This is a genomic window from Mesorhizobium sp. BHscii (assembly GCF_053848065.1).
This window is the reverse complement of the sequence record NZ_JBSPKW010000015.1, coordinates 62,505-87,246: the sequence shown is the minus strand read 5'-3', so window position 1 is coordinate 87,246 and position 24,742 is coordinate 62,505. Positions and strand designations below refer to the sequence as shown.

The 24,742-nt window shown below is 63.2% G+C and carries 26 protein-coding genes and 1 riboswitch; of the genes, 14 read left to right on the top strand and 12 right to left on the bottom strand.

The genetic code is table 11. From position 1 onward, the window contains the following. Positions 1-118 precede the first annotated feature (118 nt). Positions 119-1,288: a homoserine O-acetyltransferase MetX gene (metX, locus tag ACWTU7_RS20725; protein WP_029348622.1), complete on the bottom strand. Its 1,170-nt coding sequence runs from the start codon at positions 1,286-1,288 to the stop codon at positions 119-121. 118 nt (positions 1,289-1,406) lie between these two features. Beyond that, positions 1,407-1,484: riboswitch (SAM riboswitch) on the bottom strand. A gap of 138 nt (positions 1,485-1,622) precedes the next feature. Between metX and hisC the strand changes: the two genes are divergently transcribed. Together hisC and ACWTU7_RS20715 are read left to right on the top strand one after the other, a co-directional pair. Then, positions 1,623-2,732: a histidinol-phosphate transaminase gene (hisC, locus tag ACWTU7_RS20720; protein ID WP_455840023.1), complete on the top strand. Its 1,110-nt coding sequence runs from the start codon at positions 1,623-1,625 to the stop codon at positions 2,730-2,732. A gap of 4 nt (positions 2,733-2,736) precedes the next feature. Further along, complete coding sequence (locus tag ACWTU7_RS20715; protein WP_029348620.1) at positions 2,737-3,672, top strand: prephenate/arogenate dehydrogenase family protein; 936 nt, start codon at positions 2,737-2,739, stop codon at positions 3,670-3,672. 97 nt (positions 3,673-3,769) lie between these two features. Here ACWTU7_RS20715 and ACWTU7_RS20710 read toward each other — a convergent pair whose 3' ends face one another. Together ACWTU7_RS20710 and ACWTU7_RS20705 are read right to left on the bottom strand one after the other, a co-directional pair. Further along, a complete protein-coding gene (locus ACWTU7_RS20710) occupies positions 3,770-4,693 on the bottom strand; it encodes a PfkB family carbohydrate kinase (protein ID WP_455840022.1) in 924 nt (307 codons plus the stop codon). Between the two features lie 54 nt (positions 4,694-4,747). Next, positions 4,748-5,746, bottom strand: coding sequence for a DUF2125 domain-containing protein (locus ACWTU7_RS20705; protein WP_455840021.1), 999 nt, complete (start codon positions 5,744-5,746; stop codon positions 4,748-4,750). Positions 5,747-5,865: 119 nt separating this feature from the next. Here ACWTU7_RS20705 and ACWTU7_RS20700 point away from each other — a divergent pair, with 119 nt between their 5' ends. Then, positions 5,866-6,444 (top strand): gamma-glutamylcyclotransferase, encoded by a 579-nt coding sequence (locus tag ACWTU7_RS20700; RefSeq protein ID WP_455840020.1) that lies wholly within the window; start codon positions 5,866-5,868, stop codon positions 6,442-6,444. A gap of 87 nt (positions 6,445-6,531) precedes the next feature. Here ACWTU7_RS20700 and ACWTU7_RS20695 read toward each other — a convergent pair whose 3' ends face one another. Continuing rightward, positions 6,532-7,512, bottom strand: a complete 981-nt coding sequence (locus ACWTU7_RS20695) for a quinone oxidoreductase family protein (protein ID WP_455840019.1) — start codon at positions 7,510-7,512, stop codon at positions 6,532-6,534. Between the two features lie 168 nt (positions 7,513-7,680). Here ACWTU7_RS20695 and ACWTU7_RS20690 point away from each other — a divergent pair, with 168 nt between their 5' ends. The 3 genes from ACWTU7_RS20690 (at position 7,681) to ACWTU7_RS20680 (ending at position 10,512) form a co-directional block, all read left to right on the top strand. After that, positions 7,681-8,649, top strand: a complete 969-nt coding sequence (locus ACWTU7_RS20690) for a GlxA family transcriptional regulator (RefSeq protein ID WP_455840018.1) — start codon at positions 7,681-7,683, stop codon at positions 8,647-8,649. Positions 8,650-8,791: 142 nt separating this feature from the next. After that, complete coding sequence (locus tag ACWTU7_RS20685; RefSeq protein ID WP_455840017.1) at positions 8,792-9,739, top strand: aldo/keto reductase; 948 nt, start codon at positions 8,792-8,794, stop codon at positions 9,737-9,739. Positions 9,740-9,894: 155 nt separating this feature from the next. Continuing rightward, a complete protein-coding gene (locus tag ACWTU7_RS20680; RefSeq protein WP_455840016.1) occupies positions 9,895-10,512 on the top strand; it encodes a LysE family translocator in 618 nt (205 codons plus the stop codon). A gap of 26 nt (positions 10,513-10,538) precedes the next feature. Here the strand turns inward: ACWTU7_RS20680 and ACWTU7_RS20675 are convergent, their stop codons facing one another. Both ACWTU7_RS20675 and ACWTU7_RS20670 read right to left on the bottom strand, forming a co-directional pair. Further along, the gene (locus ACWTU7_RS20675; protein ID WP_455840015.1) at positions 10,539-11,333 is read right to left on the bottom strand and encodes a lysophospholipid acyltransferase family protein; all 795 of its coding nucleotides are present in this window, start codon (positions 11,331-11,333) and stop codon (positions 10,539-10,541) included. Between the two features lie 102 nt (positions 11,334-11,435). Further along, complete coding sequence (locus tag ACWTU7_RS20670; protein ID WP_455840014.1) at positions 11,436-12,347, bottom strand: LysR family transcriptional regulator; 912 nt, start codon at positions 12,345-12,347, stop codon at positions 11,436-11,438. Between the two features lie 106 nt (positions 12,348-12,453). Here ACWTU7_RS20670 and ACWTU7_RS20665 point away from each other — a divergent pair, with 106 nt between their 5' ends. The 3 genes from ACWTU7_RS20665 to ACWTU7_RS20655 are packed head-to-tail and all read left to right on the top strand — an operon-like array spanning position 12,454 to position 14,157. Continuing rightward, complete coding sequence (locus ACWTU7_RS20665; protein ID WP_455840013.1) at positions 12,454-13,005, top strand: carboxymuconolactone decarboxylase family protein; 552 nt, start codon at positions 12,454-12,456, stop codon at positions 13,003-13,005. 35 nt (positions 13,006-13,040) lie between these two features. Next, positions 13,041-13,511 (top strand): nuclear transport factor 2 family protein, encoded by a 471-nt coding sequence (locus ACWTU7_RS20660; protein ID WP_455840012.1) that lies wholly within the window; start codon positions 13,041-13,043, stop codon positions 13,509-13,511. Positions 13,512-13,524: 13 nt separating this feature from the next. Beyond that, a complete protein-coding gene (locus ACWTU7_RS20655; RefSeq protein WP_455840011.1) occupies positions 13,525-14,157 on the top strand; it encodes a pyridoxamine 5'-phosphate oxidase family protein in 633 nt (210 codons plus the stop codon). A 17-nt stretch (positions 14,158-14,174) separates the two neighbouring features. Here the strand turns inward: ACWTU7_RS20655 and ACWTU7_RS20650 are convergent, their stop codons facing one another. The 3 genes from ACWTU7_RS20650 to ftsE form a co-directional block, all read right to left on the bottom strand. Next, complete coding sequence (locus ACWTU7_RS20650) at positions 14,175-14,894, bottom strand: YdcF family protein (RefSeq protein WP_455840010.1); 720 nt, start codon at positions 14,892-14,894, stop codon at positions 14,175-14,177. 81 nt (positions 14,895-14,975) lie between these two features. Then, on the bottom strand, positions 14,976-15,965 hold the full coding sequence (locus ACWTU7_RS20645; protein WP_455840009.1) for a cell division protein FtsX: 990 nt from the start codon (positions 15,963-15,965) through the stop codon (positions 14,976-14,978). Next, entirely contained in the window at positions 15,958-16,617 is a 660-nt protein-coding gene (gene ftsE, locus ACWTU7_RS20640; RefSeq protein WP_010911739.1) for a cell division ATP-binding protein FtsE, read from the bottom strand. The genes ACWTU7_RS20645 and ftsE overlap by 8 nt, the downstream gene beginning before the upstream one ends. A gap of 191 nt (positions 16,618-16,808) precedes the next feature. Here ftsE and ACWTU7_RS20635 point away from each other — a divergent pair, with 191 nt between their 5' ends. From ACWTU7_RS20635 to ACWTU7_RS20625, 3 genes are all read left to right on the top strand, one after another. Continuing rightward, positions 16,809-17,459, top strand: coding sequence for a hypothetical protein (locus ACWTU7_RS20635; protein WP_455840008.1), 651 nt, complete (start codon positions 16,809-16,811; stop codon positions 17,457-17,459). Positions 17,460-17,486: 27 nt separating this feature from the next. Then, entirely contained in the window at positions 17,487-18,029 is a 543-nt protein-coding gene (gene hpt / locus ACWTU7_RS20630; RefSeq protein WP_455840007.1) for a hypoxanthine phosphoribosyltransferase, read from the top strand. A 63-nt stretch (positions 18,030-18,092) separates the two neighbouring features. Beyond that, the gene (locus ACWTU7_RS20625) at positions 18,093-18,464 is read left to right on the top strand and encodes a response regulator (RefSeq protein WP_455840006.1); all 372 of its coding nucleotides are present in this window, start codon (positions 18,093-18,095) and stop codon (positions 18,462-18,464) included. A 20-nt stretch (positions 18,465-18,484) separates the two neighbouring features. Here ACWTU7_RS20625 and ACWTU7_RS20620 read toward each other — a convergent pair whose 3' ends face one another. Further along, complete coding sequence (locus ACWTU7_RS20620; protein WP_455840005.1) at positions 18,485-19,435, bottom strand: DMT family transporter; 951 nt, start codon at positions 19,433-19,435, stop codon at positions 18,485-18,487. 281 nt (positions 19,436-19,716) lie between these two features. Here ACWTU7_RS20620 and ACWTU7_RS20615 point away from each other — a divergent pair, with 281 nt between their 5' ends. Next, complete coding sequence (locus ACWTU7_RS20615) at positions 19,717-20,574, top strand: LysR family transcriptional regulator (RefSeq protein WP_455840004.1); 858 nt, start codon at positions 19,717-19,719, stop codon at positions 20,572-20,574. A 12-nt stretch (positions 20,575-20,586) separates the two neighbouring features. Here the strand turns inward: ACWTU7_RS20615 and ACWTU7_RS20610 are convergent, their stop codons facing one another. Beyond that, the gene (locus ACWTU7_RS20610) at positions 20,587-23,229 is read right to left on the bottom strand and encodes a TIGR02302 family protein (protein ID WP_455840003.1); all 2,643 of its coding nucleotides are present in this window, start codon (positions 23,227-23,229) and stop codon (positions 20,587-20,589) included. A gap of 172 nt (positions 23,230-23,401) precedes the next feature. Continuing rightward, positions 23,402-24,343 (bottom strand): threonine/serine dehydratase, encoded by a 942-nt coding sequence (locus ACWTU7_RS20605; RefSeq protein WP_455840002.1) that lies wholly within the window; start codon positions 24,341-24,343, stop codon positions 23,402-23,404. Between the two features lie 50 nt (positions 24,344-24,393). Between ACWTU7_RS20605 and ACWTU7_RS20600 the strand changes: the two genes are divergently transcribed. Continuing rightward, positions 24,394-24,696 (top strand): ArsR/SmtB family transcription factor, encoded by a 303-nt coding sequence (locus ACWTU7_RS20600; RefSeq protein WP_455840001.1) that lies wholly within the window; start codon positions 24,394-24,396, stop codon positions 24,694-24,696. The last annotated feature ends 46 nt before the right edge of the window (positions 24,697-24,742 follow it).

The window sequence follows — 24,742 nt, the reverse complement described above, 5'->3', positions numbered from 1 at the left end:
GGGGTCATGCGCTGATGCCTGGCGCATGATGCCGGTCCGAAAAGTCTGCAACTTTTCGGGGTCATGCGCTGATGCCTGGCGCATGATGCCGGTCCAGAAAGCCTGCAATCTTCAGGGGTCATGCGCTGAGCCCCCTGGCGCGGGCCGCCGAGGCGATGAAGCCGTTGATGGCCGCGAACAGCTCCGGCTCGTCGAGCAGGAAGGCGTCGTGGCCGCGATCGGTCTCGATCTCGACGAAGGACACCGAGGCGCCGGCCGCGTTCAGCGCGTGAACGACCGAGCGGCTCTCCTCGGTCGGGAACAGCCAGTCGCTGGTGAAGGAGACCAGGCAGAAACGGGTCCTGGTGCCGGCAAAGGCGTCGGCCAGTCGGCCGCCATGGTCGGCGGCGAGGTCGAAATAGTCCATTGCCCGGGTCATGTAGAGATAGGAGTTGGCGTCGAAACGGTCGACGAAGGTCATGCCCTGATGGCGCAGATAGCTCTCAATCTGGAAGTCGGCGTCGAAACCGAAGGTGAGCGCTTCACGGTCCTGCAGGTTGCGGCCGAACTTCCGGTGCAGGGCCGCTTCAGACAGGTAGGTGATGTGGGCGGCCATGCGCGCCACGGCCAGTCCCTTTTCCGGGCGCTTGCCCTGCTCGAAATATTTGCCGCCATGCCAGTCCGGATCGGCCATCACCGCTTGCCGGCCGACCTCATGGAAGGCGATGTTCTGCGAGGAATGGCGCGCGCCGGTGGCGATCGGCAGCGCTGAGAAAACGCGCTCCGGATAGCTCGACGCCCATTGCAGTACCTGCATGCCGCCCATCGAGCCGCCGAGCACTGAGAACAGTTTTTCGATGCCGAAATGGTCGACCAGCATCAGCTGCGCCCGCACCATGTCGCGGATGGTGATGATCGGCAGGTCGAGCCCGTAGGGCTTGCCGGTGGCTGGATTGGTCGAGGCGGGGCCGGTCGAGCCGAGACAGCCGCCGATGACGTTTGAGCAGATTACGAAGAAGCGGCTGGTGTCGATGATCTTGCCGGGGCCGATCAGCACTTCCCACCAGCCCGGCTTGCCGGTGACCGGATTGGTGCTGGCGACATGCTGGTCGCCGGTCAGCGCATGGCAGACGAGGATGGCGTTGGAGCGGGCGTCGTTGAGCGTGCCGTAGGTCTTGTAGGCGATCTGGAACGGTGACAGCAGCGTGCCGGCGTCGAGCTTGAGCGGCTTGTCGGCACCGAAACGCAACACCGGGCTCGACGGTTGGTCGGCCTCGTTGTTGGTTCTTTTAGTGCGCAGCGCGACCATCGCATCCTCTTGTATTACCCATCGCGCTTTCCGAAAATCCCGATTCCGATTTTCGGGCGATGCGGTTGTCCGGCCGGCAACGGACAACAAAAACCGGCATTGCCTTCGCAAAGCCGGTTACAGAATGCAAACGGCCCTTTAGCGAGTTGTTTAACGTGGCTGCAAGCCGACCGGCCAAATCACCACGGGATTTCGCCTTTCTTCTAGGACCGCCGCGCCTCGGCGTCAACGGCCAGTCGCTCACCCATAATTGACGCTCTCGACATTCCGGGCCACGGCTTGTATTTCCGCTGCGGCTTCCCGGGCGGAAACGTTCTCGACGGATTTTTGCAATATGAACCAGCCATCGGATCAGGCACGTCCAACGCCCCGCGCGGGGATCATGGACATAGAAGCCTATGTGCCGGGCAAGAGCACGGCGCCGGCCGGCGTTGCCAAGATCCATAAATTGTCGTCGAACGAGAACCCGCTCGGCCCCTCTCCGAAGGCTATAGAGGCCGCGCGCGACGTCGCAGCCAAACTCGACATATATCCCGACGGCACCGCCAGGCGCCTGCGGGAGGCGATCGCCGAGGTGCATGGCCTCAACCCGGCGAACATCGTCTGTTCCAATGGTTCCGACGAGATTCTGGGCCTGCTTGCGCAGATCTATCTCGCGCCCGGCGATGAAGCCGTTATCACCGAACACGGCTTCATGGTCTACAAGATCTACATCCAGTCGGCTGGCGCTGTCCCGGTGTCTGTCAAGGAAACCAATGAGCACGCCGACGTCGATGCGATCCTCGCCGCCGTAACGCCGCGGACCAGAATCATCTTCCTCGCCAATCCGAATAACCCGACCGGCACCTATTTGCCGTTCCAGGAGGTGCGCCGCTTGCATGCCGGCCTGCCTCGAAATGTGCTTCTGGTGCTGGATGGCGCCTATGCCGAATATGTCCGCCGCAACGACTATGAAGCCGGCGTCGAACTGGTGGCTGGCGCGGAAAACGTGGTCATGACCCGCACCTTCTCCAAGCTCGGCCTCGGCGGCGCGCGGATCGGCTGGATGTACGCGCCGATGCATATCATCGACGCGATTAACCGCGTGCGAGGTCCCTTCAACGTCAACGCGACGGCGATCGAGGCCGGCATTGCCGCGATCCGCGACCGCGCCCATGTCGAGCGCAGCGTGGCGCATAACGAGACCTGGCTGCGATGGGTGAGCGAGGAGTTGACCAAGCTCGGACTGCGGGTGACGCCGAGCGTCGGCAATTTCGTGCTCATCCACTTTCCCGAGGACCAAAAGCATTCGGCGGCGGCTGCGGACGACTACCTCTCAGCGCGCGGCTACATATTGCGGCGCGTTTCCGGCTACGGCTTCCCGAATGCACTGCGCATGAGCATCGGCACCGAAGAGGCCAATCGCGGCGTTGTCGCCGCGCTCACGACATTTCTGAAAAGCTGAGACAATGACATCACCGATGTTCGAAAAGATCGCGCTGGTCGGCATCGGCCTGATCGGCTCGTCGCTGGCCCGCATCATCCGCCGCGAAGGTCTTGCCCGCCACGTCGCTATCTCGACACGCAGCGAAACGACGCTGGCACGGGCAAGCGAACTCGGTCTCGGCTCCTCCTACACGGTGGACGCGAAAGAGGCGGTCCGCGATGCAGACCTGGTCATCGTTTCGGTGCCGGTCGGCGCTTCGGGCGAGGTCGCCGAGGAAATCGCACCGGCGCTGAAGCAGGGCGCCATCCTCACCGATGTCGGCTCGACCAAGGCGTCGGTCATCGCGCAGATGCAGCCGCATGTGCCTGATGGTGTGCATTTCATTCCCGGCCATCCGTTGGCGGGCACCGAAAAATCGGGCCCGGATGCAGGCTTTGCCGAACTGTTCGAGAATCGCTGGTGCATTTTCACGCCGTTGCCCGGCACCGATCCCGAGGCGCTGGAAAGACTCTCGGAATTCTGGCGCCGCTGCGGCTCCAACATCGATACGATGGATTCCCAGCATCACGACATGACACTGGCCATCGTCTCGCATCTGCCGCACATCATTGCCTACAACATCGTCGGCACCGCCGACGATCTGCAGTCGGTCACCAAGTCCGAGGTCATCAAATATTCGGCCTCCGGCTTTCGTGACTTCACGCGCCTTGCCGCTTCCGACCCGACCATGTGGCGGGATGTCTGCCTGCACAACAAGGATGCCATTCTCGAAATGCTGGCGCGGTTCTCGGAAGATCTGGCCTCGCTGCAGCGGGCGATCCGCTGGGGCGACGGCGAAAAGCTGTTCGACCTGTTCACCCGCACCCGCGCCGTCCGCCGCTCGATCATCGAGGCCGGCCAGGACATCGACGTACCGGACTTTGGCCGGCAGGCGGTCGAGCACCCATCCAAGGGATAGAGCATCGGACCCAAATGTGGGTACCGATTTTGGGAAATCCGATGCTCAAACAAAAGGCAGAGCGGCGGTACGATTCGATTTGAAAGCCGCCGCTGTCTCAGGCCGGCCAGTGGGCGGCCATCATCGCCAGCGTCTCGGCCCTGTCCGGCGCGCCCAGCCGGCCGCCGAAACGCAGGCATTTGAGCGCGGCGGCGGCGCTGGCAAAGCGCAGGGCCTGTTCGATCGGCATGGCTTCCGCCAAACCAACGGCAAAGGCGCCGTGAAACACATCGCCGGCGGCAAGCGTGTCCACTGCCTTGATCCTTGGCGCCGCGACATGGCGCACGGACGCGACCGAGCGGTCGAACCACCAGCTTCCCGCCGAGCCGCCCGTCACCGCTACGAATGCATCGGTGCGTCCGGCCAACGCTTCACAGGCCTCTTGCGGGCCTTGCTCCTCGCGGCAGAGGATGAATGCCGCTGGCTCCGACGCGACGATGTGCGAGGCGAGCGGAAACAGGCGTTCCAGCACGTCCCGTGGCGCGGTGTCGGCGTCCAGTATGGCTGGACGGCCGATTGCGCGCGCCGCCGCCATGGCCAGAGCTGCTGCGCCCGGCCAGCGTACGTCGACCAGGACGGCGTCGAATGCGGTGAGATTTTGGGTGGGGAGCGCCTCGGGATCGGCCTGGGCGAGCTTGTCATAGAAAGGAACGATGATGCGCTCGCCGTGCGTATCGACCAAGATGGCCGACAGTGCCGAACGCGCGCCGGTGACGCGCCGGACAAAGCTGCAATCGACGCCTTCGGCCTCGATCCCGGCGACCAGCTGATCGCCGACGGTGTCGTCTCCCGCGCTCGCCCACAGCGATACGTCCGCGCCGAGGCGGCGTGCGGCGCAGGCCGCGCTCGAAGCCATGCCCGAGGCGATCTGGAGGCCGTCGGCCGCGATGAGCTTGCCCTGACGTGTCGGAAGCGTGTCGACGCGTAGGATCGTGTCGAGCGTCAGCGCGCCAACACTCAGGAGCTTCACCGGGCGATTCATCTATCTTCCTGTTTGACCATGATCTTTTCCGAACTGGAGGTTCGCAATCTTGATCTAATCGACCGGCTTGATCCTGCCCAGCGGGATAAAACCGAGCGAGGCCTTCCCCTTGACGACCTTGAGCGGCATCGACGGTTCGTTGCCTAGCAGCGCCAGCCCGGCAAAGCCTGTTTTGATCTGGCTCTTCTGCTCGGGAATGGCCTTGCCGAGGATTGCCGCCACCGCCTTCGGATCGCTAAGCTTGATCATCAAATCGGCGTCGATCAGCCCATCGGCATCGACCGAAACCGGTCCGGAAATGGTGATACGCGCAGTTCCCGACGACAGATCGAGCTTGCCGATATCGACCGCCTGGCCGCGCAGGCTCTTTGTTTGTGTCTTGATCAGCGCCACGCCGTTCTTCAGCGTCACGTCGCCGCTGCCCTCGAGCGGCGGCAGCACGCGACCATCAATGGCATCGGGGTCGATTTCGAGATCGGTAAAACTCCCGGCATAGTCGATGTCCTGGCCGTTCGGACGCAATTGTCCGGCCGCTGTCCCGGCGCTGAACAGCTCGACCGGGTCTGTGCCATCCGCCGGATCGGTCTGGCCGGACAGGCCCTCTGCCTCCAGCGAAATGCTCCGGGGCAGCGGCCAGGACAATTTCAGGTTCGCTCGCAGAGTATCCCAGTCGATCCATAGCGGGGTCATCCCCGGGACGGAGGTCCTGAGCGGTCCCCGCAGGTCGACGCCAGGCGACAGGATCTGGGTGATGTGCGTAGCCGCGTGGAGGCTGCCGAGCGAGGCGGCGACGTTCCTTGTGTCGTCCTGGTAAGCCAGACTGTCGCAGGAAACGGCAAAGCTCGAGGGATAGCCGCTGACCGTGAGATTGGCGCAGTCCGCCTCGATGCCATTGCCGTTGAGCTCGGCCACCGCTTTGCCGGCTTCGCTCTTGACCTTGTCTGCCAGGTAGAACCAGCCGGCGCTGTAGAGGCCGAACAGCACGACGATGAAAGCGCCGAGCCAGAGCAGCCGGCGGAGAAAATTCGGCGGGCGTTCGTCATTTGACGTCATGCTGCGGCTCTTCGTTGGCGCGTGTTGCAGAGGGGACTGTCGTTTCCGGCAACATCAGATAGACGGAGGAGGATCGAAAAACACCGATTCCAGTGCGGTGCTGCAACAGGCTTGGCGATATGGGCGATTTTTGGGTTTTTGGCTACGGTTCGCTGATCTGGCGGCCGGGATTTGCGCATATCGAGACGCGGCGCGCCCGCCTCCATGGCTACCGCCGCTCGCTGTGCGTCTACTCCTTCGTGCATCGCGGCACGCGCGAACGGCCCGGCCTGGTGCTCGGCCTCGACCGTGGCGGCTCCTGCATCGGGCTGGCCTTCCGCGTCCCCGGCGATCTGCGCAACGAGGTCATCACCTATCTGCGTGAGCGCGAGCTGGTCACCAATGTCTATCTCGAGCGCATGCTTAGCATTCGCCTCGACAATGGCGATAAGGGTGGCGGCGATAAGGGGGGCGGCGATAAGGGTGGCGGCGAGACGGACGGGGGCGAGACGGTCTCGGCTGTCGCCTATGTCGTCGACCGTACCCACGAGCAATATGCCGGTGCGCTCGATGCGGCCGATGCGGCGACCGTCGTTCGCGGCGCCGTCGGCCAGTCGGGAAAGAACGAGGACTACGTGCTCAGCACGCTGGAGCACCTCGAAGCGCTGGGGATCCGCGACCACTGGCTGGAAGAAGTGGCGAAACGGATCGGGTCGTGATCTTCTTTCGTCGTTTGACCATGATCTTTCCGAAAACCGGTTCCACTTTTTGCTTAGCTGACCTTCGGTTCGGGATCATGGTCCGGGCTACATCCTGAAAATCTGCTTTCCGAGATCGGCGCGATCCAGGCTGTTTGCCACGGCGAGCTCGAACTGCGCCAGCGGATGGATGCCGCCGACAGAGATATGGAAATCGGGTTGGCCGAAGATGTCAACAATCTCGCGCAACACCGGCCGGTCGGCTTCGACAGGCGGCGAAAAGAAGTAGCGGTAGATATTTGCCCTGATCTCGACGCCGCTCAGCAGCACGTCGAAATTGTGCAGTTCGAAACGCTCGCTGCTCATGCCGCCATTGATGACCATCTGCCCGCCCATCGCGAGGGTGCGGATCAATTCGCCACTGGCGGGTCCGCCGACATTATCGATGATCCCGTTCAACCCGGCGCCGCCGGTCATGTCCATGACCGCTTCCCTGATGCCGACCTTCAAATCCGACAGATCGAGGGTGGCGGTGGCACCAAGCCGCTTCAGGTCCAGCCTGTCGTGAGAGCGTCGCACGAGCGCGATCACGTTGATGCCGCGCCGTTTGGCGAACTGCATCACCATCGTCGAAACCGATGAATAGCCGGCCGTGACGGCCAGCCACTGTCCAGGCTGCACACGGGAATCCGCCAGCAGGTCCCAGGCGGTGATGGGGTTCACCATCTGTCCGGCGCGTTCGAGCGGATAGTCCGCAGGTAGCGGGATCAGCCATTCGGCCGGAACGGCCGCATATTCGGCCCAGCTATTGTAGTAGCTGAACGCGACAAGCGTGCCCGGTTTCAAAGCGACGTTCGCGCCCACGGCATCGATAATGCCGGCGCCATGATTTCCGGCGATCTGGTGGGGAAAATGCGGCTTCTTCGGTTCGGGATAGAGGTTCTGGATGAACAGGAAGTCGCCAGGGTTGACCGAGGCGGAAACCATCCTGACCAGCACCTCGCCGTCGCCAATTCGCGGCATGGGTACGTCGTGCAGATAGAGCACGTCCCGCGGCGAGCCGATTGCGTCAAACACGATTGCTTTCATCTCGGCCTCCAATAACGGGCGATCTGGTCATGCAATCTGGACGCGGCCAGATCGCAGGCACCGATGTTTGCATCGGTGTCACGGAACCTAAGCTCGCTGGCAAAAATCGAAATTGGCAGATTTGACAATCTATATGCTAAACTTGCCATAGCTGTTAAAGGAGGCATCTTGGACCATCGTCCCGTCCACGCCGTGATCTGGCTGCCGTCGACCTTCTATTCGGCCGTCGCCGCGACGCTTGTCGAAATGTTCGAGCTGGTGAACACCATTCGCGGCGCGCTGGCGATTTCCTTCGAATTCGTGGCGCGGCAGGCCGACGCCGCGACGACGCCCGGAATTTCCTTTCACACCAGACGCGAACCCTCGCAGCGCATGGACCTGCTGGTCCTGCTGGCCATGCCTGGCATGCAAATCCCGGAGCTTGTTGCCGCGCTGGAGGAAGAGAGCCGCCACGCCGCGCCGCTTATCGCAATCGCGCAACGCGACGGTGCCATCATCGCCGCGCATTGCGGGGCCGGTTACTTTCTGGCAGACGCCGGTCTTCTCGACAGAAAGCGCGCGACGATCTCCTGGTGGCTGAAGACCGATGCTCAGCGCCGCTTTCCGAAGGTGCGTTGGGACGCGTCACGTGTGCTGATCGGGGACGGACGGATCTACACTTGCGGCGGCGGTTTTTCAGGCTTGGAGCTCGGCAAGGCGCTTCTGCGGGATCTTGGTTTCGCCAGGGAGGAGCGCCTGGTTCGCAAATTGCTGGTGCTGCCGCCGTCGCGGCAGATCCAGACGCCCTACGAGTTCCCGCTCACCGATCTGCTGCCCACGCCAGAGCCGTTCCGCGACCAGCTCGAAGCTTTATCCAGAAAACAGCTCGGAGCGCTCGACCTTGCCTTCCTTGGAGCGCAACTCGGCCTGTCGCCGCGAACGCTGGCGCGCCGGTTTTCCGATGAATTGCACACCACTCCTGGCCGATGGATTCAAGACCGGCGCCTTGAGGCCGCGAAAACACTTCTTGAAAGCACCAAACTCGGCATTTCGGAAATATGTTACCAGGTCGGATACCGGGATACGGCCTCATTCAGCCGGCTTTTCAACCGCGTGGTCGGACTGCCGCCTGGTGAATACCGGCGCCAAAGCCAGTAGACATTTGGAGCGCGGCGAGTCGCGCCTTTGTGAAGCGCTGGTCCATCGGAAAAGACAGCCGGGCCTTTGACCTCGGCACGGTGAGACCTAGTTAAGCCCGGGCTTTTCGCCCGCTCCTTTCCATTCCCCACGGAGATCAGTCTTGCAGAAACGTCGTCTCGGTCAAACCGACCTGTCCATCGCGCCGCTGGTCCTGGGCGGCAACGTCTTCGGCTGGACCGCCGACGAGAAAACCTCTTTCGACCTGCTCGACCGCTTCGTCGGCACCGGTCTCAATGCCATCGACACGGCGGATGCCTATTCGCGCTGGGTTCTCGGCAACAAAGGCGGCGAATCCGAAACCATCATCGGAAAATGGATGAAGAGCCGCGGCAACCGCGACAAGGTCGTGGTGATCACCAAGGTCGGGTCGGATATGGGACATGGCAGGAAAGACCTCTCCGCCGCCTATGTCGAAAAGGCCATCGATGCGTCGCTGAAGCGGTTGCAGACCGATGTCGTCGATCTCTATCTGTCGCACTGGCCGGATCCGACGACCCCCTACGAGGAAACGCTCGGCGCCTACCAAAAACTGCTCGCCAAGGGCAAGATCCGCTACGTTGGCGCCTCCAATCTCGATGCCGGCCAGTTGCGCGCCGCGCTCGACGTGGCAAGCCTGCGGGGCCTGCCGCGCTACGCGGTGCTGCAGCCGGAATACAATCTCTATGATCGCGCCTCCTTCGATGGGCCGCTCCGCGATCTGTGCATGGCCGAGGATCTCGGCGTCATCAGCTATTTCGGCCTCGCCAAGGGTTTTTTGAGCGGCAAGTACCGCAGCGAAGCTGATCTCGGCAAAAGCGCGCGTGGCGACGGCGTGAAGCGCTATCTCAACGCGCGCGGCATGCGCATCCTGGCGGCACTCGACGCTGTGTCGGCGCGTCACTCGGCCAAGCAGGCGGAAGTGGCGCTCGCCTGGGTGATCGCGCGGCCCGGCGTCACCGCGCCAATCGCCAGCGCCACGACGCTGGACCAGGTCGACAGCCTCGTTCACGCCGCATCATTGAAGCTCAGCCCAGACGATATCGCCGAGCTCGACAGCGCGAGTGCGTAGCCGCGTGGGAAGTGACTGCTTGCGTGTCCCAGGACATTCAAGCAGTGGATGCGTCAAGGACACCCGGCCGCGGACGAGTTTGCACGATCGTTCAAGACGCTCGGCGCTGCCTTGCCGTACCGTCCCTGCATCGACGCACGATGCGGGGATGACGCATGGCCGGACAAGTTCTATCCCACCCGTATCTATGGCAGCAATTGCTCGCGCTTGTGCTGGCATCGGCGGTTGTGATGGGCAGTCCGGGGCCGGCGACGATCAGCGTCACCGCCGTTGGGGCCGCCTTCGGTCTGCGCGATTCGATCCGCTACGCCTCGGGCATCGTTCTTGGCACGGTCGCCGTGCTTTTGGTCGTGGCGAAGGGCATCACGGCCATGCTTGCCTCTGTGCCGAAGCTCACATCGCTCTTGGCGCTGGCATCCGCAGCCTACATCCTCTACCTCGCCTTCAAGATAGCAACGGCTCCGCCTCTGGCTGCGCGTGCCGGCGGGGCGGCACTTCCCACGCTCCTGGGTGGGTTTCTTCTGGCCGTCGCGAACCCAAAAGCCTACGTGGCGATTGCCGCTGTGTTCGCCGGCACGTCGTCCGCCGGTGAGCTTGATGCAAGCCTCAAGCTGGCGGTCCTCGCCTCGATGATCGTCGCCATCCATGCCCTTTGGCTTCTCGCCGGGGCAGCGTTTGCGCGCTTCCTGCGCAAACCGCTGGCCTCGCGGATCATCAATCTGACGTTCGCGGCGACGCTGGTTTTGACGACGGCACTGGCTGTGATTCCCTAGGGGAATATTACCGGTCAGGCAGCAGTTCAGGCCGAGGTATCGGAGGCCAGCTCACTCAGCCGCTTCACCGCCGTCGGCGGCATAGGCGGCGGGTTGGGCGCATTGGAGGCCTCGACGAGCAGCTGGTCGCAGGCGGCTTCCGTCTCACCAATCAGCCGTTCCATGAATTCCTGCTTATCCAACCCGGGTGGGATCGGCGGCAGGAAGCAGGCCTTGATCGTGCCGGGATAACGCAGGAATTTCCGGCGCGGCCAGTAGAGGCCGGCGACATGGGCGACCGGCACCACCGGAATGCCAAGCTGCGCATAAATCTCGACGATGCCGTATTTATAGGCCGGCTCGTCGCCCGGCGCCCGGCGTGTACCCTCGGGATAGATGATCAGCTGGCGGGGATTGCGCGCCAGCTCCTGTTTGGTCGCGGCGACGACTGCCTTCAATGCTTTCGAGCGGCTGCCGCGGTCGACCGGGATCATCCGCATTTTCAAGATGTACCAGCCGAAGAACGGGATCCAGGTCAGTTCCCGCTTCAGGATGTAGATCGGATCCTGCAGGAGGGGGAAGAAGGCAATCGCATCCCAGAAGGATTGATGCTTGGGCGCCAGGATGAAGGAGCCTTCGGGCAGGTTTTCCTGGCCGGTGATCTCGCTTTTGGTGCCGGCGATCTTGTCATAAAGCCACATGCTTGTGCGCGACCAGAATTTCGGCACGAACCAGGCGCGGTGGCGCGGCGACAGGAAATAGTACGGGGTCCAGAGGATCATCTGGACGATCAGATTGACATAGAAGACGAAGTTGAACGCCAGCGAGCGGATAAGGAGCATGGGAGAAGTGCCCGGTGAGGAGGTGTGCGTTGGTTACACCAAGCGCGGGCAAAAAGGAAACGATGCGAAATCGATCCGACTTGATAATCCGCTATCCGTTCATCAGGCCTGCCACGTCGCTTGCACCAGCCGCTTCTTCAGGCGCGGGGCGGCGAAATCAAGGAACGCACGCAGTTTCACTGGCAGCAGACCCTGGCCGGCATGCACGAGACTGACCGGCCATGGCTGCGGCTCGAATGCCTGCAGCACGGCGCGGAGTGTGCCCGCCCGCACCGCAGCTGTGACCTGGTAGGAAAGCACCCTCGTCATCCCGGCGCCGGCAACCGCGGCATCGACCGCCGCTTCCGCGGTGTTGACCCGAAGCCGTGAGCGGATCGGAACAGCGAGCTCGGTCTTGCCGGTCGCAAAAGTCCATGCGGCGGGAGCGGTGAGCCCCTCGAAGGTGATGCAGTTATGTGCCGCGAGGTCTCTCGGGGTCTCCGGCATACCGTGCTCGGCCAGATAGGCCGGGCTCGCGCAAACAACGCGCCGGATCGAGCCGATGCGGGTGGCCACGAGGCTCGAGTCGGGAAGCTCGCCTATGCGGACGGCGAGATCGATATGCTCCTCGCTCAACTGGGTTATCCGGTCCGCGAGCATCAGGCGGATAGCCACGTCGGGGTAGGCGGCGAGGAAGCCGGTGACTACCGGCAGCACATGCAGGCGGCCAAAGACGATCGGTGCGGTGATGATCAGTTCGCCCGTCGGGGCGATGTATTCGCCGGCGGCGGTCCGCTCGGCCTCGCCGACCTCGTCGAGAATGCGACGGCAGGCCGCCAGGTAGGCGTGACCCGCGTCGGTCAGCGTCAGCTGCCGTGTCGAGCGGTTCAGGAGACGCGTCTTCAGATGCCGCTCCAGGTCGGAGACCTTGCGGCTGACCGTTGCAAGTGGGATGCCGAAACGGCGTCCGGCGGCCGAAAGGCTGCCGGCCTCCACCGCGGCGACGAAAAGCGACATGGCCTCGAGGCGATCCATGGTTCTCCCGAAAAATGGAAGGATCAATTGCGAATATGACAGCTACATCCGAAACATGGAAGGGGGCATATTTGGTGGCGAAGCTGATCGACGAGAAGGAAATGCCATGCCCCGTATCGCTACACCTGCGTCCATAGAGGCCGCGCCTGCTGCGTCGCAGCCGATGTTGCATGCCGTCGAGGAGCAACTCGGTGTCGTCCCAAATCTTTGCAGGCTCGTTTCCAATAGCCCGGCTGCGCTGGAAGGCTATCTCAGTCTATCCGGAGCGCTTGCCAGGGGCCGCCTTCCCGCGCCGACGCGCGAGCGCATCGCTCTGGCGGTCGCCGAGATCAATGGCTGCAGCTATTGCCTTTCCGCCCACACCTATCTCGGCAAGAACCTCGCCAAGCTTGACGACGCCGAGATGGTCGCCAATCGCGGCGGCGGGTCCAACGACCCCAAGGCCGCCGCAGCGGTGCGTTTCGGCGCCAAGGTTGCGCGCGACCGTGGCCATATCGGCGACGAGGATCTCACCGCCGTCCGGCTCGCAGGCTACGATGATGCGCAGATCATCGAGATCGTCCAGCATGTCGCTCTCAATGTCTGGACCAACTATGTCAATGAGGTTGCCAGGACGGAGATCGACTTTCCGCTAGTTTCTGCCCGCAGGGCAGCCTGAATTCAGCAACCGTGAGCCCATTGCAAGGAGTTCCCATGGCCGAAAGCCGCCCGCCGCTCCCGCCATTCACCGCCGAGACCGCCGCACAGAAGGCACGCATGGCGGAGGATGCCTGGAACTCCCGTGATCCGGCACGGGTCGCGCTTGCGTACACAATCGACAGTCGCTGGCGTAACCGGGCCGAGTTCCTGCAAGGACGCGATGCCATCCAGACCTTCCTCACACGCAAATGGGGTCGCGAACGCGACTATCGGCTGATCAAGGAGGTCTGGGCCTTCCGCGACAATCGTATTGCCGTGCGTTTCGCTTATGAATGGCACGACGACAGCGACTTGTGGTTTCGCAGCTACGGTAATGAGAACTGGGAGTTCGATGAACATGGATTGATGCGCTTGCGTATCGCCAGCATCAACGACCTGCCGATCCGCGAGGCCGACCGCAAATATCATTGGCCGCTCGGCCGCCGGCCGGACGAACATCCCTCTCTGACGGACCTCGGCCTTTGAAGGAGGCTTTCCAATGAGCGTTCACGTCTTCACCAGCGATGTCGCCTTTACGCCAACCGTCAAGGCGATCCAGGCCCGCAAAGGCTCACGCGTGGCCTATGCCCGCGTCGAGGAGCGTGGCGGCTGGCAAGCTGATATCACGCCCGATCTCGCCGCCTTCATCGAGGCGCAGACCAGCGTCTTCCTGTCGACGGCCAATGGTGAGGGCCAGCCTTACATCCAGCATCGCGGCGGGCCGGCCGGCTTTCTCAAGGTGCTCGACGAGCGGACGATCGGCTTCGCCGATTTCTCCGGCAACAGGCAATTCATCACCCAGGGCAATCTGGACGACAACCCCCGCGCATTCCTGTTCCTGATCGACTATGCGCACCGACAGCGCATCAAGATCTGGGGCAGCGCGCGTGTCGTCGAGGACGACGCCGAACTGATGGCGAAGCTGATGCCGGAAGGCTACAAGGCCCGCCTCGAACAAATCATCCTGTTCACGGTTTCGGCTTGGGACTCCAATTGCCCGCAGCATATTCCGCAACGGTTCGAAGCTGCCGACGTCGCGGCGGCGCTGGCCGAGCGGGACAAGCGTATCGAACGTCTCGAACAGGAGATCGCGCGCCTGCGCAGTGCCTCATGCGCCACGGTCAAGGAATGATACAGGTCCAGATCGGCTCAGTTCGGCGCAGCAGCCTCGGCCAGCGCGATGCCGGTTGGCGTTGGTTTCACCGGCACGATGCCGCGCGCCAGCGCCAGCAGATATTTGTTATATTCGGTGAACAGCACGCGCAGCGCCCTGGGCTTGGTCAGCCAGCCGCCATTGCCAAGGTTGCTGTTGACAACCGGATAGGGCTCGAGCTTGGCCTTGTGCAGCAGCCGGCCCATTTCCAGCAGGCTGCGCGGCATGTGATAGTTGTTGGTGACGAGGATCACGGTGCCATAGGCGTGGTCTTCCACCCACTTGGCACTTTCCTCGGCATTTCCGATCGTGTCGAGCGCGGCGCGGTCGATATCGACGCAGCAGGAAAACAATTTCTTGTCGCCGCGGGTCGCGACCTGAAGCTGGCGGCGGCTGGCGGAAGGATGCACGCCGCTGATCAGCAGCCGCTCGCCCTTGCCGGACGCCAGCAGACCCATAGCGGCGTCGAGACGCGAATGGCCGCCGGTCAGCACGATGATAGCATCGGCTTTTGCCGGATTGATAGGCGTCGCGAGACGGCTGACAGTGTTGGCGAACCAGCCGAAGCCGCCGGCAAACAGCGTTGCCAGCACGAGCAGAAAGAAAGCGGAGATGCGCAATGCGCCCGCCAATCGGCCGGGCGTGACGCGCTCGCTGAATGGCGCAATCACCAAGGGTAACTGTCCAGCCGTTCCAGTCGACTCGCGCGCGTCCATCGTCTCTATCGTTAACCCCGAAATGCGGCGTTTAGTAGGTGGAGAAGCACACATTACGTTACGCTAATTCTCTATTCGTGATCACCCCGCGTCCGGCTGGCGGACATCGATGTCGCTGAGATAGGTGACGACGGTGACATGGGAGGTTGCCGCCGTCAGCGCACCGATGACCAGCACCATGAGGACGACGCCGAGATAGCCGGCCGAACCGATAGCGAAATTACCGAACAAGGCGGTCGCCTGATCGGCCTCCGGCGTTGCCATGTTGCGCGACGACCACCATGAGAAGACGATGAAGACGAGCACCGCCGCCGCACCCCCGGCGGCTGCGCCCTTCATGCCGGTGACCAGGAAGTGGTGGCGGAATTCGCGCGCGATGAAGCGCGCTTCGGCGCCGACGAAATGCAGCACCTCGATGATGTGGCCGCTGCCGGCCATGGCGCCGCGCGTTGCGAACACCACGGTCAGCACGGTTGCCGACAGCATCAGCGCCAGCACGGCGATGCCGATTGTCACCGTGGTACGGGCCATGGCCACCAGCCGGTCGACCCAAGTGCGATGGTCGTCAAGTGCTGCACTGGGCAGCTTCGGCGTGATCGCGGCGCGCATTGCGGCGAAGTCGGGCGGGTTGTTCTCGTCTATGGTGACGATGATCAGACGCGGCACCGGCAGCTCGTCGATGTTGAGACCCGAACCCAGCCACGGCTCCAGTAGCCGCGCCGTGGCATCGCGGTCGACGATCCTGGCGCTCTTCACACCAGGAAATTCACCGGCGATTTGCGAAGCCTGGGCAAGTGCTGCCTCCATGTCGAGGCCATCCACCGGCTTGATCTGGATGGTCGCCTCGCGTGAGATCTGGTTCTCCCAGACCGAGGCGGTGTCACGCACCAGCGTCACCGCGCCGAAGGTCAGGCAGGAGAGGAAAGTCATGATGGCAATGACCAGGACCAGTGCCCGGCCGGCGATGTTCTGCGCCGGCACGATCGGCGCCATCTTGCGCTGAGCGCGCTGCGTCGTCGCAGCCTTACCGGCGTGCTGGTCTTCGGCATGGTGAACGGAAAGGTCAGTCATAGATATCCAGCCTTCCGCCGGCCAGGATCATGCGCCGTGCGTCGACCTGTTCCATCAGGCCGAGGTCGTGCGTTGCAATCACCACCGCAGTGCCCAGCCGGTTGAGTTCGATGAACAGCCGCAACAGGCGTCGCGCCAGCGGTGGATCGACATTGCCGGTCGGCTCGTCGGCAAGCAGGATCTCGGGCTGCTCGATCAGCGCCCTGGCAATTGCGGCGCGCTGCTTCTCGCCACCCGACAGCACCGGCGGCAGCACATGCATGCGCTCGCCAAGGCCGACCCATTTCAGTAATTCGGTCACGTCGGTGCGGTAGCTCGCCTCCTCTCGCCCGCGCACGCGCAGCGGCAAGGCCACATTCTCATAGGTCGTCATGTGGTCGAGCAGGCGAAAGTCCTGGAACACCACGCCGATGCGCCGCCGCAGATGCGGCAGCTCGGTGCGCGAGATGCGCGAGCGGTCCTTGCCGAAGATGGTGATCAGCCCGCGCGTCGGCTTGAGTGACATGAACAAAAGCCGCAGCAGCGTCGTCTTGCCGGCGCCCGAAGGGCCGCTCAGGAACTGGAAGGAGCGCTCCGGTATGTGCAAGGAAATGTCGCGGAGGATTTCCGGACCCATGCCATAGCGGAGGCCGACATTTTCGAAGCGGATCACGTTCGACGACCTGAAACTTGCGGCGGCGACGAGCCAGCCTTCTCTGGGAAGAGACCATCGGCCGGCATGGTTAACCGGCGGTTAATTCGGAGGTTTTTTAGGCGCGTCACAAGGGTTCCGGTGGGGAAGCGTTAACCATTTCCGTTTACGCAAAAGAAACGAAGACGAACAAGTGCCGTAGTGCTGGGGCCGTGATGGCTGACGATCGAACCGCGCGCCCGGTTTCCGGCGAATTCATGACCGATTCGGCCGCAAATCCTGCGCCGGAACGCATCTTGCGTGATCCAGCCGCCGACGTCGTCGATGCCGACTTCGAGGTGCTGCCCCGCCTCACCGCCAGCATGGACCTTTCACCGCCGCTTTCGCGGGTGATCGCCACGCCATCGCTCGAAGGCATGGACATGTTGCGCAAGCCGAAAGCCGCGATGGAACGGCTGCGGGCGTCGCGCGGCGGGCCGATCTTCTGGATCGCCGGCCTCAGCGTGGCGTTTGCAGCCTTCTGGATCTCGGGCGGGCACGCGCTGGTGCGCCAGGCGCCGCTTCTTCTCGCGGCACAGGAGACGGGCGCTGCACTCAGCATTTCAGGCGTTACGTCGCGTATCGATGCGTCCGGGCCGGAACCTGTCCTGTTCGTCGGTGGCGAGGCCGCGAATGACGGTGCCAGCCCGTTGCCTTTGCCGCCGCTGGAAATCCGGGTCACCGGCAATGACAGGCGCACAACCCGCTATACGCTGGAGACATTCAACCATTCGCTGGCGCCCGGCGAAAGATTTGGCTTTTCCAGCCGGCTCGACGTGCCTAGAAACGGGGTCAAGACCGTCTTGGTCACCTTCGCCAATTAGGGGCGATCATTTCTGGAAAGGCGGCTAATGCCAATCGTGCGTGGCAAGGATATCGAGGTCTTGTTTTCGGCGTCGGCGATTGCCCGGCGCAATCTGGAGCTCGCCAAGGAGATCGCCGGGCACGATTATCAGGACCTTCTGGTGATTTCGGTGCTGAAAGGATCGTTCATCTTCGCCGCCGATCTTATCCGCGCCATGCACGATGTCGGCCTGTCGCCCGAGGTCGAGTTCATCTTCATTTCCAGCTACGGCGCCGGTACCACCAGCGGCGAGGTGAGGGTGCTGCGTGACATCGACAATGAAGTCGCCGGCCGCGACGTGCTGTTGATCGACGACATTCTCGAATCCGGCAAGACGCTGTCCTTCACCCGCGACCTGATGCTGTCGCGCGGCGCCAAAAGCTGCGCCATCGCCGTGCTACTCGACAAGCGCATGCGCCGCCAGACTGCGCTCAACGCCAACTATGTCGGCTTCGACTGCCCCGACTATTTCGTCGTCGGCTACGGCATGGATGTCGCCCACGCGTTTCGCGAATTGCCGTTTGTCGGCGTCGTCAAGGGCGACGCATAGATTTATCTTCGATGCCGTTTGCGGTTCAGGAAAAGTCAACTTTTCCCCGCCAAACATTCCGCTATGGCAAAGCTCCTGATCGTCGAGGACGATGAGTCCGTCCGCACCCTCGCCGCCCGCGCGCTCGAACGCGCCGGGCATATGATCGACATCGCCGCCGACGGCGCGCAAGGGCTTGCCCTGATCCGCGCAGCACGTGGCGGCTATGACCTTGTCGTTTCCGATATCCGGATGCCGGAAATGGACGGCATCCAAATGGCCAAATCGGCGGCATCGCTTTTTCCGGCGATGAAGATCTTGCTGATGACCGGCTATGCCGACCAGCGCGAGCGCGCCGAGGAATTGAACGGTGTCATTGTGGACGTCGTGCAAAAGCCGTTCACGCTGGCAGAAATCCGCGCGCGTGTCGAACAGGCGCTCGCCTGTTTTGCCTAGCGGCCAAAGCCTGATTGCAGTCAGGCCGGATCGCAGGTTGCCGCGATTGCCGGCGCGCTGCTCCGGCGCCGATTGGCGTTTAGCGCGAACAGACCGGCGCCGATGATGAGGGCGGCGCCGACGACGGTGGTCGATCGCGGCACTTCGGCAAAGAACAGGAAACCCCACAGCGGCGACCAGATGATGCCGGTGTATTCGAAGGTGGCGACGCTGTTGGCGGGCGCCAGCCGGTATGCCTGCGACAACAGGACCATCCCAGCCGAAGCGACGAAGCCGCAGGCCGCCATCTTCAGGAAATCGATCGGCGTCGGCCAGATCCATGGCCTGACCAGGAATTCGAGGCTCGGATGCGTGGCGTGAGCTATTCCTGCCAGCCAGAACAGCCCGGCAACCGCCGCAGCGCCCAGGAGATAGACGCCGTTTTGATAGAACGCCATGACCGTGGATGATTCGGTGTCGCCGATCTTGCGGGCCATCAACTGCGAAAAACTGTACAGCACCGCCGAGGCCAGCGACAGCAGCGCTGCCCAGTCGAACAGCCCGGCACCGGGCCGCAGCATCACCAGCACGCCCAGCATCCCGACCATGACGGTGACCAGCGTCTGCCACGCCACCCGTTCGCCGAGATAAGGGCCGGCAAGCGCCATGATGAACAGCGGTGCCATGAAATAGAGCGCCACCGCGTCGGCAAGCGGCAGGGCGGCGATCGCCAGGTAGTAAACGGTGTAGGAGGTGAACAGGATGAAGGCGCGCATCGTCAGCATGCGAAATCGCTTTGAAAAGATCGCGCTGAGCCCGACATCGGCATGAACGAGCACGAGAAGAATGGGCAGGGCGACGATCGAGCGGATCGCCATCACCTCGGTCACCGGATAAGTGCCCGATACGGCTTTGATCAGCGGGTCCTGGAGCGAGAACACCAGAACACCGAGGCAAAGGCTTGCCATGCCGAGGACGGTCCGGTTCTGCATGTCGTTCGACGGCTCCTTGCGTGTGCGGCCCGACAGCCGAGCCTGGCAATTTTTTGTTTATGCCTGTCGCTGTCCCAAAACCGCTGCGCACTTTTGGGCGACATGCATCAAAAAGAACCCGCCACCGTTTCGGGCAGCGGGTACGAGTGAGGACTCTATATTGGTCCGCGGCCGATTTCGCAGCCGCATGTCCAATGGGTGAGGCGACTATTATCCGCCGTTTGACATGTTGCAAACGAATTGGAATGATGCCAGCAATCAGAATTTCTTATGGCGGACAAATGAAGCTCACGCTCGACAGCGATCTGCTGCGCACCTTCGTAGCGGTTGCCGATACCGGCAATTTCACCAAGGCAGCGGAGCAGGCCGGCCGTACCCAATCGGCGGTTTCGATGCAGATGAAGAAGCTCGAAGATGTGCTCGGCGACAGCCTGTTCGAGCGCGGCTCGCGCGGTGTGGCGCTGACGCGCCGCGGCAGCGAACTCATCATCAACGCCCGCCGGATCGTATCGCTGCTGGACGAGACGGCGGCATCGATGGTCGCAGCGCCGCTTGGCGGGCCGGTTCGCATCGGCATTCCGGAGGAATATGGCCACGCGATCCTGTCTCGCGCGCTCGGCGCTTTTGCCAAGCGCCATCCTCAGGTCGACATCACCGTCCGCTACGCGCATTCGGGTGCGCAGATCGCGGCGCTCGCCGCCGGCGACCTCGATCTGGCGGTGGTGTTCGAATGGCAGGACCTCTCCGGCGGACAGGTGCTGATGCATGATCCGACCGTATGGGTAACGTCGGAGCTGCATCACATGCATGAGGAGCGACCGGTGCCGATCGCCCTCTATAATCGTGCCGGCTGGTGCAAGGATTTCGCGATCAAGTCGCTGGAACAGCGCGGTCTCGCCTACCGTGTCGCCTATACCAGCGACACCAATGGCGGCCTGCGGCTCGCCGTCACCTCCGGGCTGGCGATTGCGCCGATCTCGCGCAGCAACATCCCGGCCGGCTGCCGCGAACTTACGGCCGCCGACGGGTTCGGCGACATTGATTCGTCGAACGTAGTGCTGCGGCGCAATCCGAACGCTTCCGGCGAGGCCATCGACGGCATGGAAGAGGCGATCCGAGAGGCGTTCACCAACCGCTAGAGCAGGGCAGCTTTACTTCAGCTCCAGCAGCCGCTCCAGATAGCTGCGCTCGATGTCGGGGCTGAGCGCGTTGCCGAGCCGCTTGCGGATCGCTTCGAGAATCTGGCGGGCGCGCTGCACGTCGATCTCGTCCGGCACCTTCACCGAATCGCCGAAATCGGGACCCTCGGTGGCGCGCGGCCGGCCGAGCGGATCGCGGTCGGCGTTCTGCTGGCGGCCGCCTCGCTCGCCGTCGCCCTCGTCGCCCTGCATGGCCTGCAATTGCTTCATCATGTCCTTGGCGCCCTTGCGCAGCGCTTCCAGCGCGCGGCCCTGGTGACCGACGGCCTGATCGCCATCGCTGTCGCCAAGCGCCTGTTCGGCGTTGCCCATGGATTTGCCGGCCTCGCCAAACCCTTCATTGGGCTCGAGACCCATGCCTTCGAGACCTTTTCTCAGCTGGTCGAGGTCGCCTTGCAGCTTGCCCTGGCCTTCCTGCAACCGCTTCAGCGCGTCGGCGAACTCCTGCGGCGTCATTGGCCGGCCGAGCGGATCGCGGTCTTCACCTGGGCCGGGCTGCTCGCCCTGTTCGCCCATTTGGCCCTGCTCACCGTTCTCGCCGAGCTGGTCGTCGCGATTCTGCCCGCGCTGTTGCTGGCCGCGCTGCATCTGGTCCATGCGGAACGTCTCGTTCATCATCTCCTGCTGGCGCCGCATGATCTCGCCGAGCTTATCCATCTGCTGGCGCATTTCACTGTTCTGCTGGCCGCCCTGCTGCTGACGTCCGGCCTGCAGATTGTTCATCATGTCCTGCAGTTGCGAAAGCAATTGTTGCGCGCTGTCGCGATCGCCTGATTTCGCCAGGTTTTCGATCTGGTCCATCATGCGTTCGATGTCGCTCTGGCGCAGTTCCTGGCCGTTCTGCTGCATCTGCGGCGCGTTCGGATTCTGCTGCGCACGCTGGGCGAATTCCTGCAGGAACTGGTTCATCGCCTCGCGCAGTTCCTTCATCGCCTTGTCGATTTCCTCGTCGCTGGCGCCGTTCTTGATCGCGTCCTGCAGCGCCTGCTGCGCCTGCCGCAGCCGCCGCTCGGCCTCCGAAAGATTGCCTTCCTCGATCCCGAGCGCGATCTCCCACAGATAGGCGACCTCGTCGCGCAGCTTGTCGTCGCTGTCAGCCATCTTCAACCGGGTGCGGGCGCTCATGATGGCGAGGTAGTGCGCCATGTTATCGAACGTATCTTCGGGCCTGAGCGTGATCGCGTCCATCAGGTCGAGCACGCGGCTCTTGGAGTTGGCGTCGAGCGCCAGCACGCGGCGCTGCTCGATCACGGCCCTCGCCAGCGGGTTGGAGAAAGGCCGCTCCGGCATCACCAGCGTCTTAGTCTCGCTGGTTGCCGTATGTCCGGCGTCGTCGGTGGCGACAAGCGTGAGCTTGATGTTGCCGCCGGCCCAGATATGCTCGGTCAGGTCCTTCGTGGTCTTGGCGGCGTTCCCCTTGGCGCCGCGGCGCGGCAGCGTCAGCGGCATTTCGGGCGGGCCATAGAGCGGATGCGCATTCGGCGCCGGTGGATCGGCCAATGCGAAATCCGCCTTGGCGGAGGCCGCGCCATAGTCGTCGTCGATCTGGTAGTTGAGTTCGAAGGAGCCGTTGACGGCGCGTTTCGGCTCGCCGACGAAGCGGATCTGTGGCGGCTTGTCCGGGATCACCGCGAAGGCCCAGTTGCCGAGTTCGTCATTGCCCGATTGCAGCGTCAGCGTGCCGTTGGTCGTCAGCTTTCCTGTGAACTGGCGCACCGTGGAGGGCGTTGCCGTCGAGGGCGTTGCCGCCGCCGGTTTGGCCGCGTCGGCCTTCTGCCCGGTCGGTTCGATGGTGCTGGCGTTGCCGTCGGCGTCGGCGTAGCTCAGCGTTTCCTCGCCCGAACCGCCGGTGACGCGCAGGGACACATCGCTGCCTTCCGGAACGGTGAAGGTGGACGCAGCCTGCTTGCCATTGTCGGCGAGGGCTGGGTTGGCGAGGGCGGGGGAAGTGAGGAAGACCGGCGGCCTGCCGGTGTAGGCCGGCGGCGTCACCCAGGCGTCGATGCGCGGCGGCACCGCGTCGCGCGCCGCGTGGGCACTGAACCCGTCTGCGATGCGGCCGCCCGACGGTCCAAAGGAGAAGGCAAAGGCGGTGACCAACAAAAGCGCCGCCACGGCGCGCAGCCCCCACGGGTCGCGCTCCGGAACCCGGGTGCGTGGCATGTCGCCACCAAGGTTACCGAGTTTTTCGGCCATGCGTTTCTGGTGCTCACGCCACAGCGCTTGCGAAAAAATACTCTCCCTGCCGCTCGGCCGGTCGGTCTGCACCAGCACCGGGCTGTGCAGCAATTGGTTGGCAGCCTCGATGCGCCGGTCGATCTCGGCGCTGGTCGGCACCCGGAAGAAACGCAGGGGATAGAGCGCGGCAAGGGCTGCGATGCCGAACACTGCCATGAGGCTCATGCGCGCCGTGTCGGGCAGCAGAAGGAAGAGGCCGAGCCACGAGACGCTGAGGAACAGGCTGGCGACGATGACCAGCGGAAGAAGCAACGGCCAGCCACGCTCGACCGTCATCGAGACCCGTGTCGCCAGCCGGCTCAGAGCAAGGCGCCCGGCCAGGCTGCGATCACTGGTGAAGGTGGGTCGTTGCGTCATCGGCCCTTCCTATTCGGGCGGATAACCCGAACCTCACAAATCTGTCGCACCGGCCCGAGAATCGGATGCGAAGGACTCAAACCCTTAGATGCACGTCGCTACAAACATACCAAGAAACACGGCGAAGGCGAGGCAGTTCCCTAAAACGTGAACAGGACTGCCCCCGTTATCGTCAGAATTTAGCCGGATTGGCGTTTGCACCGCAGACCAGTACCGCGACACGCTCGCCCGCAGCCGGCGCGTACCGGCCGGACAGGATCGCCGCGAAGGCCGCAGCGCCGCCCGGCTCGGCGATGATTCGCACTCGGTCCCAAAGCGCCGCCTGCGCGGCGATAATCTCGTCGTCGCTGACCAATATGGAACGCTCGACGAAGGCCTCGGCGATTGGAAACATCATTTCGCCGACGCGCTTCGGCGCCAGCGAATCGGCGGCGATGCCCTCGGCTGGCGCATCGACGGGTTGACCGGCCTCGAAGGCGCGATAAAGCGTCGGCGCTCCTTCGGGCTCGACGGCGACGATCCTGATTCGGCCGGCAAACCAGGCGGCGATGCCGCCGATCAGGCCGCCGCCACCGACGGCGACCAGCAGTGTGTCGAGCCCAGGCAGGTCGGCCTCGATCTCGAGGCCAAGCGTGCCTTGCCCCACAAGCGTTTCCTCCTGGTTGAAGGCGTGGATCTGCAGTGCACCGGACTTTTCGGCAAAGTCTTCGCTGGCGATCAGCGCCTCGGCATAGCGCGCGCCACCGACGACCAGCTCGGCGCCGTAGCCGCGGATGCGTTCCAGCTTGGCCGGCGGGCTCACTTCGGGAACGAAGATGGTCGCCTTGTGACCGAGCCGCATGGCGGCATAGGCGACCGCAGCGCCATGATTGCCGCCCGATGCCGCGACAACGCCAGCCTTGGGAACCGGCCGCTCGAGAAGATTGGTGAAGGCGCCGCGTGCCTTGAACGAGCCAGAATGCTGCAGGCATTCGAGCTTCAGGTCGACGGCAAGAGGCGGACGGCCGAAATCGGCCATGTCGACGCGCAGCACCGGCGTGTGGCGCACGAATGGCCGGATGCGGGGTTCCATTGCGGCGATGCGTTCGCGTGTGATGCTATTGCGGTTAAGCATGGCCTGCTCCCAAGGATTGACATCACTTAGTAACTTAGCAAAATGGCTAAATGCAAGAGGTTGATGTCTTCAAGGCGATCGCCAACGAGCGCAGGCTGCAAATCCTCGAGTGGCTGAAGGACCCGCGCGCGCATTTTCCACGCCAAGCGGATGGCGATCTTGTCGAGGACGGCGTCTGCGCGCTGCTGATTGCGGAAAAGCTTGGCATTACCCAGGCGACGCTCAGCGAGCATATGCGGGTGCTCACCCGGGCCGGCCTTCTGAGCAGTAAGCGTATCAAACAGTGGACGTTCTATCGCCGCGACGAGGACAGGATCGCCGAGACGAGGGCGCTCATTCAGCACCGGTTGTAGCGCTGCAGGCGATCTATTCTTGTTTGACCATGATCTTTTCCGAAAA

What these genes read in the sequence shown, in the direction of transcription:
- metX (WP_029348622.1), bottom strand. Translation starts at nt 1,288, where the DNA reads ATGGTCGCGCTGCGCACTAAAAGAACCAACAACGAGGCCGACCAACCG.
- hisC (WP_455840023.1), top strand. Translation starts at nt 1,623, where the DNA reads ATGAACCAGCCATCGGATCAGGCACGTCCAACGCCCCGCGCGGGGATC.
- ACWTU7_RS20715 (WP_029348620.1), top strand. Translation starts at nt 2,737, where the DNA reads ATGACATCACCGATGTTCGAAAAGATCGCGCTGGTCGGCATCGGCCTG.
- ACWTU7_RS20710 (WP_455840022.1), bottom strand. Translation starts at nt 4,693, where the DNA reads ATGAATCGCCCGGTGAAGCTCCTGAGTGTTGGCGCGCTGACGCTCGAC.
- ACWTU7_RS20705 (WP_455840021.1), bottom strand. Translation starts at nt 5,746, where the DNA reads ATGACGTCAAATGACGAACGCCCGCCGAATTTTCTCCGCCGGCTGCTC.
- ACWTU7_RS20700 (WP_455840020.1), top strand. Translation starts at nt 5,866, where the DNA reads ATGGGCGATTTTTGGGTTTTTGGCTACGGTTCGCTGATCTGGCGGCCG.
- ACWTU7_RS20695 (WP_455840019.1), bottom strand. Translation starts at nt 7,512, where the DNA reads ATGAAAGCAATCGTGTTTGACGCAATCGGCTCGCCGCGGGACGTGCTC.
- ACWTU7_RS20680 (WP_455840016.1), top strand. Translation starts at nt 9,895, where the DNA reads ATGGCCGGACAAGTTCTATCCCACCCGTATCTATGGCAGCAATTGCTC.
- ACWTU7_RS20675 (WP_455840015.1), bottom strand. Translation starts at nt 11,333, where the DNA reads ATGCTCCTTATCCGCTCGCTGGCGTTCAACTTCGTCTTCTATGTCAAT.
- ACWTU7_RS20670 (WP_455840014.1), bottom strand. Translation starts at nt 12,347, where the DNA reads ATGGATCGCCTCGAGGCCATGTCGCTTTTCGTCGCCGCGGTGGAGGCC.
- ACWTU7_RS20665 (WP_455840013.1), top strand. Translation starts at nt 12,454, where the DNA reads ATGCCCCGTATCGCTACACCTGCGTCCATAGAGGCCGCGCCTGCTGCG.
- ACWTU7_RS20660 (WP_455840012.1), top strand. Translation starts at nt 13,041, where the DNA reads ATGGCCGAAAGCCGCCCGCCGCTCCCGCCATTCACCGCCGAGACCGCC.
- ACWTU7_RS20655 (WP_455840011.1), top strand. Translation starts at nt 13,525, where the DNA reads ATGAGCGTTCACGTCTTCACCAGCGATGTCGCCTTTACGCCAACCGTC.
- ACWTU7_RS20650 (WP_455840010.1), bottom strand. Translation starts at nt 14,894, where the DNA reads ATGGACGCGCGCGAGTCGACTGGAACGGCTGGACAGTTACCCTTGGTG.
- ACWTU7_RS20645 (WP_455840009.1), bottom strand. Translation starts at nt 15,965, where the DNA reads ATGACTGACCTTTCCGTTCACCATGCCGAAGACCAGCACGCCGGTAAG.
- hpt (WP_455840007.1), top strand. Translation starts at nt 17,487, where the DNA reads ATGCCAATCGTGCGTGGCAAGGATATCGAGGTCTTGTTTTCGGCGTCG.
- ACWTU7_RS20625 (WP_455840006.1), top strand. Translation starts at nt 18,093, where the DNA reads ATGGCAAAGCTCCTGATCGTCGAGGACGATGAGTCCGTCCGCACCCTC.
- ACWTU7_RS20620 (WP_455840005.1), bottom strand. Translation starts at nt 19,435, where the DNA reads ATGCAGAACCGGACCGTCCTCGGCATGGCAAGCCTTTGCCTCGGTGTT.
- ACWTU7_RS20615 (WP_455840004.1), top strand. Translation starts at nt 19,717, where the DNA reads ATGAAGCTCACGCTCGACAGCGATCTGCTGCGCACCTTCGTAGCGGTT.
- ACWTU7_RS20610 (WP_455840003.1), bottom strand. Translation starts at nt 23,229, where the DNA reads ATGACGCAACGACCCACCTTCACCAGTGATCGCAGCCTGGCCGGGCGC.
- ACWTU7_RS20605 (WP_455840002.1), bottom strand. Translation starts at nt 24,343, where the DNA reads ATGCTTAACCGCAATAGCATCACACGCGAACGCATCGCCGCAATGGAA.
- ACWTU7_RS20600 (WP_455840001.1), top strand. Translation starts at nt 24,394, where the DNA reads ATGCAAGAGGTTGATGTCTTCAAGGCGATCGCCAACGAGCGCAGGCTG.